At 62.7% G+C, this 9,457-nt stretch carries 3 protein-coding genes; all 3 read left to right on the top strand.

The annotated features are described in order from the left end of the window. Nucleotides 1-190: 190 nt before the first annotated feature. Genes recC through recD form a run of 3 tightly spaced genes read left to right on the top strand, consistent with a single transcriptional unit; the run spans nt 191 to nt 9,455 of the window. Nucleotides 191-3,676 (top strand): exodeoxyribonuclease V subunit gamma, encoded by a 3,486-nt coding sequence (gene recC / locus BBI10_RS16810; RefSeq protein WP_065990257.1) that lies wholly within the window; start codon nt 191-193, stop codon nt 3,674-3,676. Next, nucleotides 3,673-7,371: an exodeoxyribonuclease V subunit beta gene (recB, locus tag BBI10_RS16805; RefSeq protein WP_065990255.1), complete on the top strand. Its 3,699-nt coding sequence runs from the start codon at nt 3,673-3,675 to the stop codon at nt 7,369-7,371. The genes recC and recB overlap by 4 nt, the downstream gene beginning before the upstream one ends. After that, nucleotides 7,368-9,455, top strand: a complete 2,088-nt coding sequence (gene recD, locus BBI10_RS16800; protein ID WP_065990253.1) for an exodeoxyribonuclease V subunit alpha — start codon at nt 7,368-7,370, stop codon at nt 9,453-9,455. Before recB ends, recD begins: the two co-directional genes overlap by 4 nt. The last annotated feature ends 2 nt before the right edge of the window (nt 9,456-9,457 follow it).

The raw sequence follows: 9,457 nt of genomic DNA, 5'->3' as shown, positions 1-9,457 counted from the left end.
TATGGCCACTGCTTACGCTTGCGTCAGCGCCGCTACCTCCCATCCCTTACGTCAAGGCGACTTAACCGAACGCTTACGCATCACCACCCATAAGGGAATGTTCGCCAGTCGCCCTAGCAAAATCGAACGCTAACAAGTCCGCTCCCTCTGGTAGTCTTCTCCCTCTTTTGAAAGACCAAGGGGCGCAGCTATGCCGGTGACATCCAATCTTAACCCCGGATTTATGGTGGTCCATGGGAATCGCCTGGATGAGCTGCGTGGCCTAGTGGTGTCATGGATGCGGCGTTACCCGCTGACGCCCCTTGAGAACGAAGTGGCGCTGGTACAAAGCAACGGTATTGCTCAATGGCTGAAGCTCGCTTTGGCCGAAGATGCACAGGACGATGATCAAGGGGGTTGCGGCATTGCCGCTGCGATTGATGTGCAGTTGCCTGGCAGCTTCATGTGGCAGCTGTATCGGGCGGTGTTGGGCAAGGCCGAGATCCCGGAAACCTCGTTACTCGATAAAGCTCCCTTGACGTGGCGTTTGATGCGATTGCTCCCAGGCCTGATCAATCAGCCACACTTCGAGCCACTGCAACGATTCCTGACGGCCGATACGGACCTGCGCAAGCGTTACCAACTGTCCGAGCGACTCGCTGACCTGTTCGACCAGTATCAGGTGTATCGCGCCGACTGGTTGGAAGACTGGGCTGCTGGCAAGCACCAACTCAGGACCGGTCGGGGAGAGGCAAAGCCGCTGAAAGCAGAGAACTGCTGGCAAGCCGAACTGTGGCGTGCGCTGCTCCATGATGTCGGGGCAGAGGGCATGGCCCAGAGCCGTGCCGGTGTGCATCAGCGTTACATCGAGCGCATCAACAGCCTGACCGAGGCGCCGGCCGGTTTGCCCGCGCGGGTTATCGTTTTCGGTATTTCCTCATTGCCGGCCCAGGCACTAGAGGCGCTTGCCGGGTTGGCTCGTTTCAGTCAGGTCCTGCTCTGCGTTCATAATCCTTGCCGCCATCACTGGGCAGACATCGTGGCTGACAAGGATCTCCTGCGTCACGAATACAAGCGTCAGTCGCGAAAACCCGGCATGCCGGTGGTGCTGAATCCTGACGCGCTGCACCAGCACGCTCACCCGTTGCTGGCGGCGTGGGGCAAGCAGGGTCGTGATTACATCAATCTGCTGGACAGTCATGACGACCCAAACAGCTACCGATCAATTTTTCGCGACGGGCGCATCGACCTGTTTAGCGAGAGCGAGCCCACGACCCTCCTGAACCAACTCCAGGACGATATACTCGAATTGCGCCCTTTGAGCGAGACCCGTGACGTCTGGCCGCCCGTGGACATCAAAACCGATCGCTCCATTCGCTTTCATGTCGCCCACAGTGCCCAGCGCGAAGTGGAGGTGCTGCATGACCAACTGCTCGCGCGCTTCAGCAAGGATCCGGACCTGCGTCCCCGGGACGTCATCGTCATGGTGCCGGACATCGACAGCTACGCTCCCCACATTCGTGCGGTATTCGGCCAGCTGGACCGTGACGATCGCCGCTTTATCCCCTTCACCCTCGCCGACCAGGGCCAACGCGGCCGTGATCCGCTGCTGATCGCCGTTGAGCATCTGCTGAAAATTCCGGACAGTCGATTCCCGGTCAGTGAAATCCTCGATCTGCTGGACGTTCCCGCATTACGCGCGCGGTTCGGCATTGATGAGCGTGACCTGCCAACCCTGCATCGCTGGATTGAAGGGGCGGGTGTGCGATGGGGGCTCAATGCAGACCAGCGCGAAGGGCTGGGTCTGCCGGAACAGCTTGAGCAGAACAGCTGGCATTTTGGCCTGCGTCGGATGCTGCTGGGCTACGCCGTCGGTGCGGGTGCGGCTTACGACGGCATTCAGCCGTATGACGAAATCGGCGGGCTGGACGCGGCTTTGATTGGCCCTCTGGTGTCCCTGATCGATGCGCTTCAGGTCGCGCACAACGAACTCTCCCGGCCCGCCACACCCGCCATGTGGGGCGCGCGCCTTCAGGCGATCATGCAGCTGTTCTTCATGGCTGACAGCGAGCATGACGACTACCTGCTCAGTCAGCTGGAAACCCTGCGCGAAACCTGGCTGCAGACCTGCGAGACCGTTGCCCTGGAAGAAGAGCTGCCCTTGACGGTCGTGCGTGAAGCCTGGCTGGCCGGGCTTGATCAAGGGCGGCTATCCCAGCGCTTTCTGGCCGGTTCGGTCAACTTCTGCACGCTGATGCCGATGCGCGCGATTCCTTTCAAAATCGTCTGCCTGCTGGGCATGAATGACGGCGATTACCCCCGAGCGCAGCCGCCGCTGGATTTCGATCTGATGGGCAGCGACTACCGTCCCGGCGACCGTTCCCGGCGTGAGGATGATCGTTATCTCTTGCTCGAAGCGTTGCTGTCTGCACGTGATCAGCTGTACATCAGCTGGGTCGGGCGCAGCATTCGCGACAATTCCGAGCGGCCGGCTTCGGTGCTCATCGGGCAGCTGCGCGATCATCTGTCCAGCGGCTGGCGACTGGCCGATGCCATCGAGCCCGAGGACGATAAAAAGCGTGATCCGGGGCAACAGTTGCTGCACAAACTGACCGTTGAACATCCGCTGCAGCCGTTCAGTGCCAAATACTTCCAGGAGAACCCCGAGTTCTTCAGCTTCGCCCGTGAGTGGCAGGTGCTGCACGAAGCCGTCATGGAAGCGGATGAAACAAAAGCGCTGCAAAAGCACCAGCAGGAAGAGCCCTTGAGCCTGATGCAGTTGCAGGATTTTCTGCGCAATCCGGTGAAGCACTTCTTCAGCCAGCGCTTGAAGATATTCTTTGAGGTCGCCGAGGCGCCATTGGCGGACGAGGAGCCTTTCGTGCTCGACGCGCTTGAGCGCTATGGCCTCAGCGACAGCCTGTTGCAAGCAGCGCTAACAGATCCGGAGCACATTCAGGAATCCCTACATGCTCAGGCAACGCGCTTGCAGGGAAGCGGCTTGCTGCCGATGGCCGGCTTCGGCACGTTGCTTCAGGATGAATTGATCGAACCGCTGCCCGACCTCGTCGCCCGTTATCACGAGCTACTGATTCGCTGGCCGGTGAGGCTGCACAGCGCGCTGCCGGTCAGTTATCAGCATCAGGGCGTCGAGCTCGATGGCTGGGTCGATGGGCTTTATCAGAACCCTCAGAACGAGTTACTCGCGATCACCGCTATTCCCAATGCCATCGCCAGCAAGAAGACGCGCAAGTGGCATCGGCTGACCAAGCCGTGGGTGAACCATTTGGTGGCCTGCGCGTGCGATCTGCCGTTGACCACGGCGCTGGTGGCCAGCGACGAGACGCTTTTGCTGCCGCCGCTGGACAAAGACACCGCCACGCGCACGCTGAATGACCTGCTGCTGGCCTGGCATCAAGGCATGCAACGACCGCTGCCGATTGCGGTGAAGACGGCGTTTGCCTGGCTGGGTCAGAACGATGAGGCCAAAGCCGAAGCTGCCGCGCGCAAGGCCTATGAAGGCGATGGCCAGAACAGCAAGGGTGAGCGTGCCGAAAGCACCGCCCTGGCGCGTCAGTTCCCGGACTTCGACGCGTTGCTGGGCAGCGAGGAATTCGTGGGCTGGTGCGAGGCGCTGTACAAACCGATTTTTGAAGCGCCCTGGCAGGCACTTTCTCGCGAGGAGGCCGGCGCATGAGTGATGCACAACAACCATTGGCCCTGCGCTTCCCGCTGAAAGGCAGCCAGCTGATTGAAGCCAGCGCCGGCACCGGCAAGACGTTCACCATCTCGGCGCTGTACCTGCGTCTGGTGTTGGGGCATGGCAGCGAGGACTCAGGGTTTGGCCGTGAGCTGTTGCCGCCGCAGATTCTGGTGGTGACGTTCACCGACGCGGCGACCAAGGAACTGCGCGACCGCATTCGCACGCGACTGGCTGAAGCCGCGCGGTTCTTCCGTGAAGAAATTGAAGCGCCCGACGCGTTGATCGCTGGCTTGCGGGATGAGTTCGCGATTGAGCAATGGCCCGCCTGCGCCAGCCGTCTCGACATCGCGGCGCAGTGGATGGACGAAGCGGCGGTATCGACCATTCACAGCTGGTGTCAGCGGATGCTGCGCGAGCACGCCTTCGACAGCGGCAGCCTGTTCACCCAGAGTCTGGAAACCGATCACACCGATTTGCTGAGCGAAGTGCTGCGCGATTACTGGCGCAAGTTCTGCTACCCCATGAGCGGTGACGCGCTGATCTGGGTGCGCGAGAACTGGAGTGGCCCTGCGGCGTTGCTGCCAAGGGTGCGCGCGTTGTTCGGCAGTGAGCGGGGGAGCGTAACCGAAACCCCGACCGAGCTCATCGAGCAGTCGATCCAGGAACGGCGCGAAACCCTCCGCCAGCTCAAGGCGCCCTGGGCCAACTGGGCCGCCGAGCTGCATGCGATCTGCATCGACGGCGTCGCGTGCAAAGTGGTCGACGGTCGCAAGATGCAGGAGCGTTATTTCCGGCCTTGGTTCGACAAGCTGATTGCCTGGGCCAATGACGACGAGCAGGAGCAACTCGACCTTGGCACCGGTTTCACCCGGCTGACGCCCGACGGCATCGCCGAAGCGTGGAAGAACAATCCGCCGTCGCACCCGGCGTTCGAGGCGATGGTCGAGCTCAAGGTGGCGCTGGACACGCTGCCAACGCCCGATGCGGCGGTGCTCGAACACGCAGCTCAATGGGTCGGCGCCCGCTTTGAAGAAGAGAAGCGACGCCGCGCGGAAATGGGTTTCGACGACATGCTGCTGCGCCTGGATGCGGCATTGCGCGGAAGTGGCGGCGAGCGCCTGGCGACCCTGATCCGCGAGCAGTTTCCGGTCGCGCTGATCGATGAGTTTCAAGACACCGACCCGGTGCAGTACCGCATTTTCGACAGCATCTACCGGCTTGAGGCCAACGACGAAAGCACTGGCCTGTTCCTCATCGGCGACCCGAAGCAGGCGATCTACGCCTTTCGCGGCGCCGACATCTACACCTACTTGCGCGCCCGGCAGGCCACGACCGGACGCTTGCACACGCTGGGCACCAACTTCCGTTCCAGCCACGCGATGGTCGATGCGGTGAACCACGTGTTCACGCGCGCGGAAACGAGCGAGGCCGGTCGCGGCGCGTTCTTGTTCCGTACGCCTGAGGACAATCCCGTGCCGTTTCTGGCAGTCGGGTCTCAGGGCCGTAAAGAGACGTTGCAGGTCGACGGTGAGGTCCTCGCGGCGCTCAACGTCTGGCAGCTGGAAACCGATCAGCCGGTGTCGGGCACGGTCTATCGTCAGCAACTGGCGGCGAGTTGCGCCAGTGAGATCGTCCGTTTGCTCAACGCCGGTCAACAAGGGCAAGCGGGCTTTGCGAAAGCTGGCGAGCCGTTGAAGAACCTGCTGCCCGCCGACATCGCGATTCTGGTGCGTGACGGCAAGGAGGCTCAGGCCGTGCGAGGCGAGTTGTCGGCGCGGGGCGTGCGCAGTGTGTACCTCTCGGACAAGGATTCGGTGTTTGCGGCGCAAGAGGCCCATGACCTGCTCGCCTGGCTCAAGGCCTGCGCCGAGCCTGACGCCGAGCGAACCCTGCGCGCGGCCTTGGCCTGCATCACCCTTGCGTTGCCGCTGGCCGAACTTGAGCTGCTGAATCAGGACGAACTGGCGTGGGAAAACCGCGTCATGCAGTTCCGCGATTACCGGCGCATCTGGCGCACCCAAGGCGTGCTGCCCATGCTGCGTCGGCTGCTGCACGACTTCAAACTGCCGCAGGCGCTGGTTCAGCGAACCGATGGCGAGCGTGTGCTGACCAACCTGCTGCACCTCAGCGAACTGATGCAGCAGGCCGCCGCCGAGTTGGATGGCGAGCAGGCGCTGATTCGTCATCTGAGCGAGCACTTGGCGCTGTCAGGTCAAGCGGGAGAAGAGCAGATCCTGCGCCTCGAAAGCGATGAGCAACTGGTCAAGGTGGTGACCATCCACAAATCCAAAGGCCTGGAATACCCGCTGGTATTCCTGCCCTTCATCTGCTCGACGAAGCCAGTGGACGGCAGCCGTTTGCCGCTGCACTTTCACGACGCCGATGGCCACGCGCAGATCAGCCTCAAACCCACGCCGGCGCTGATTGAGCAGGCGGATGACGAGCGTCTGGCAGAGGACCTGCGTCTGTTGTATGTGGCCCTGACCCGCGCGCAACACGCGTGCTGGCTGGGCGTTGCCGATCTCAAACGCGGCAGCAACAGCGCCTCGATACTCCATCGTTCGGCGTTGGGCTACTTGCTTGGCGGCGGGCAGAAGCTGGCTGGATCGGTGGCGTTGGGGCAGTGGCTGCGTTCGCTGGCAGAAGGTCATCCCGCCGTTAAGGTTGAGCCTGTGCCGCTGCCCACGACCGAGTCCTTCAGCGCGCCGCGCAGCGAGGTCGCGTTGAGCAAGCCGCGCGTGCCCCGGCGCAGCGCTCGGGAAAACTGGTGGATTGCGTCCTACAGCGCGCTGCGCATCGGTGACACCATCACCGACAGCGGCGATCAGTCGCCAGACAGCCCGCAAGCGCAGAAGCTGTTCGACGATGAGCGTCTTGACCCGGATGCGCCGCGGGAGGTGATGGTCAGCGGCGGCGATATCCACCGATTCCCGCGCGGCCCCAACCCCGGCACCTTTCTGCACGGCTTGCTGGAATGGGCCGGTGAGAAGGGCTTTGCCGAAGCGACGGCTGATCCGCTGGCGCTGGAGAAAGTCGTGGCGCAACGCTGTAACCGCCGCGACTGGAAAGGCTGGATCAACACGCTGACCGACTGGCTGCAGCATCTGCTGACCCTGCCGCTGCGTTTGGGCGCAGACGTACAGCCCATGGCCTTGTGCGGGCTGGATCAGCCGAACCAGTACCGCGTCGAAATGGAATTCTGGTTCGCCTGCTCGAAGGTCGATGTGGCGCAGATGGACGCGCTGGTGCGCCGCTACACCCACAACGGCGCGCCTCGCGCGGCGGCAGAAACGGTTTCGCTGAACGGCATGTTCAAGGGCTTCATCGACCTGACGTTCGAGCACGAAGGTCGTTACTTCGTCGCCGACTACAAATCCAACTGGCTGGGCGTCGACGACGATGCCTACACCGAGCAGGCGATGGAAAACTCGATTCTGGAGAACCGCTACGACCTGCAATACGTGCTCTATCTGCTGGCCTTGCACCGTCAGCTCAAAGCGCGTCTTGCCGACTACGATTACGACCAGCACATGGGCGGAGCGGTCTACCTGTTCGTGCGAGGCAGTCGCGCAGTGAGTCAGGGTGCGTGGTTTACCCGACCGCCCCGCGCGCTGATCGAAAGTCTCGATCTGCTGTTTCAGGGCCGAGCGCCGATTACGGAAGACGTGCTGTCAGGAGACCTCGTATGAACCGCACCTTCGCTCACTTGATGCCCACGACGCTGGACGCCGACAGCCTGGCCGACCTGAAACCCCTCAGCCGCGTGGAGGATTTGCTGCTGTTGCTGCAGCGCTGGGTCGAACGCGGCTGGTTGCGCGCGCTGGACAAAGCCTTCGTGGCGTTTCTGGCCGACCTTGATCCTGCCGCGGACTCCTTGGTGCTGTTGGCGGCCACGTTGACCAGTCACCAGTTGGGTCACGGCCATGTCTGCCTGGACCTCTACGAAACCCTGAAAGAGCCGGACTTCGCCTTGTCGTTGCCGCCCGAGGGTGATGTGTTGTCGACGCCGATGCTGTTGCCGTCCTCGCTGCTCAAATCGCTGGATGGCGCAACGTGGTGCAAGGCGCTGGAAGCCAGCGCGCTGGTTGCTCACGCCGGGGATGTCAGCGAAGCAGCGGCGCAGAGGCCGTTGGTTTTATCCGATCGGCGCCTGTACCTGCGCCGTTACTGGACCTATGAGCGGCGGATCGATGCGGCGTTGCGTCGTCGGCTGGCTCAGGTGGAAACGGGGTTCAGCGATTTGCCCCAGCGGCTGGATGCGCTGTTCGGCCCGGCCAACTCCGCGCCTGACGCGTTGATCGACTGGCAAAAGCTGGCCTGCGCCCTGGCGACCCGGGGTGCGTTCAGCATCATTACCGGCGGCCCCGGCACGGGCAAGACGACCACGGTCGTGCGCCTGCTGGCGCTGCTGCAATCGCCGGCGGTTGAGCGCGGCAAGCCGTTGCGCATTCGCCTGGCTGCGCCGACCGGCAAGGCCGCGGCACGGCTGACCGAGTCGATCAGTCATCAGGTGCAGTCGCTGCAAGTGCCGGAAGACGTGCGGCAGAAAATCCCCAGCGAAGTCACCACGGTTCACCGCTTGCTGGGCAGCCGTCCGGGCACACGGCATTTTCGTCATCACGCGGGCAACCCGCTGCCACTGGACGTGCTGGTGGTCGACGAAGCTTCGATGATCGATTTGGAAATGATGGCCAATCTGCTCGACGCGCTGCCGCCCCATGCGCGGATGGTGCTGTTGGGCGACAAGGATCAATTGGCGTCGGTTGAGGCGGGCGCCGTGCTGGGCGACTTGTGCCGTGACGCGGAGGCGGGGATGTACAGCCCGCAGACCCAGGCGTGGCTTGAATCGGTCAGTGGCGAAGATCTTTCCAGAAGCGGTTTGCAGCAGGGCGACGATCAGCATCAGGCGTTGGCTCAGCAAGTGGTGATGCTGCGCCACTCGCGGCGTTTCGTGGCGGGCAGCGGCATCGGTCAGTTGGCCAAACTGGTCAATCAGCAGGAGGACCAGGAAGCGCGCGCGTTGCTCGCGGCTCGTCAGTACCCGGATTTGTTTTCCCTGGTGCTCAAGGGTGAGCAGGACCGCGCGCTGTCGCGGCTGTTGCTCGACGGTCACGGCGATGGCCCACAAGGCTACCGTCATTATCTGGGCGTGATGCACGCGCAGCGGCCGCAAGACCTGACGCAGATCGAAGACCCGCGCAGCGTCGAGTGGGCGCGGCAGGTGCTGAACGCGTTCGATGAGTTCCAGCTGCTGTGTGCCGTGCGCAAAGGGCCGTGGGGCGTGGAAGGGCTGAACCGAAGGATCACTGAAACGCTATTCAGCGCCGGGCTGATCGAGAGTGATCATCAGTGGTACGAGGGCCGCCCGGTATTGATGACGCGCAACGACTACGGGCTGGGTTTGATGAACGGCGACATCGGCATTGCCCTGCGTCTGCCCGAGGGACCGATCGAGGAGAACCGTCAGGCCCTGCGTGTCGCGTTCCCGCGTAACGACGGCAGCGGCGGGGTGCGTTTCGTGCTGCCGAGCCGGCTCAATGACGTGGAAACGGTGTACGCGATGACGGTGCACAAGTCCCAGGGCTCGGAGTTCGCCCACACGGCGCTGATTCTGCCGGAGGCGCTGAACCCGGTGCTGACCAAAGAGCTGATCTACACCGGCATCACCCGGGCCAAGCACTGGTTCAGCCTGATCGAGCCGCGTCAGGGCGTGTTTGAAGAAGCCCTGCGGCGCAAGGTCAAGCGCTTGAGCGGGTTGATGTTGGGGCTGTGAGG

Source organism: Pseudomonas graminis, from assembly GCF_001705435.1.
In the GTDB taxonomy this organism is placed as follows: Bacteria; Pseudomonadota; Gammaproteobacteria; order Pseudomonadales; family Pseudomonadaceae; genus Aquipseudomonas; species Aquipseudomonas graminis_B.
Note: the sequence above shows the minus strand (reverse complement) of the source record. Positions and strands in the feature narration are given on the sequence as shown.

Excerpts from the sequence above, each read along its gene's own strand:
- recC (WP_065990257.1), top strand. The coding sequence starts at position 191 with ATGCCGGTGACATCCAATCTTAACCCCGGATTTATGGTGGTCCATGGG.
- recB (WP_065990255.1), top strand. The coding sequence starts at position 3,673 with ATGAGTGATGCACAACAACCATTGGCCCTGCGCTTCCCGCTGAAAGGC.
- recD (WP_065990253.1), top strand. The coding sequence starts at position 7,368 with ATGAACCGCACCTTCGCTCACTTGATGCCCACGACGCTGGACGCCGAC.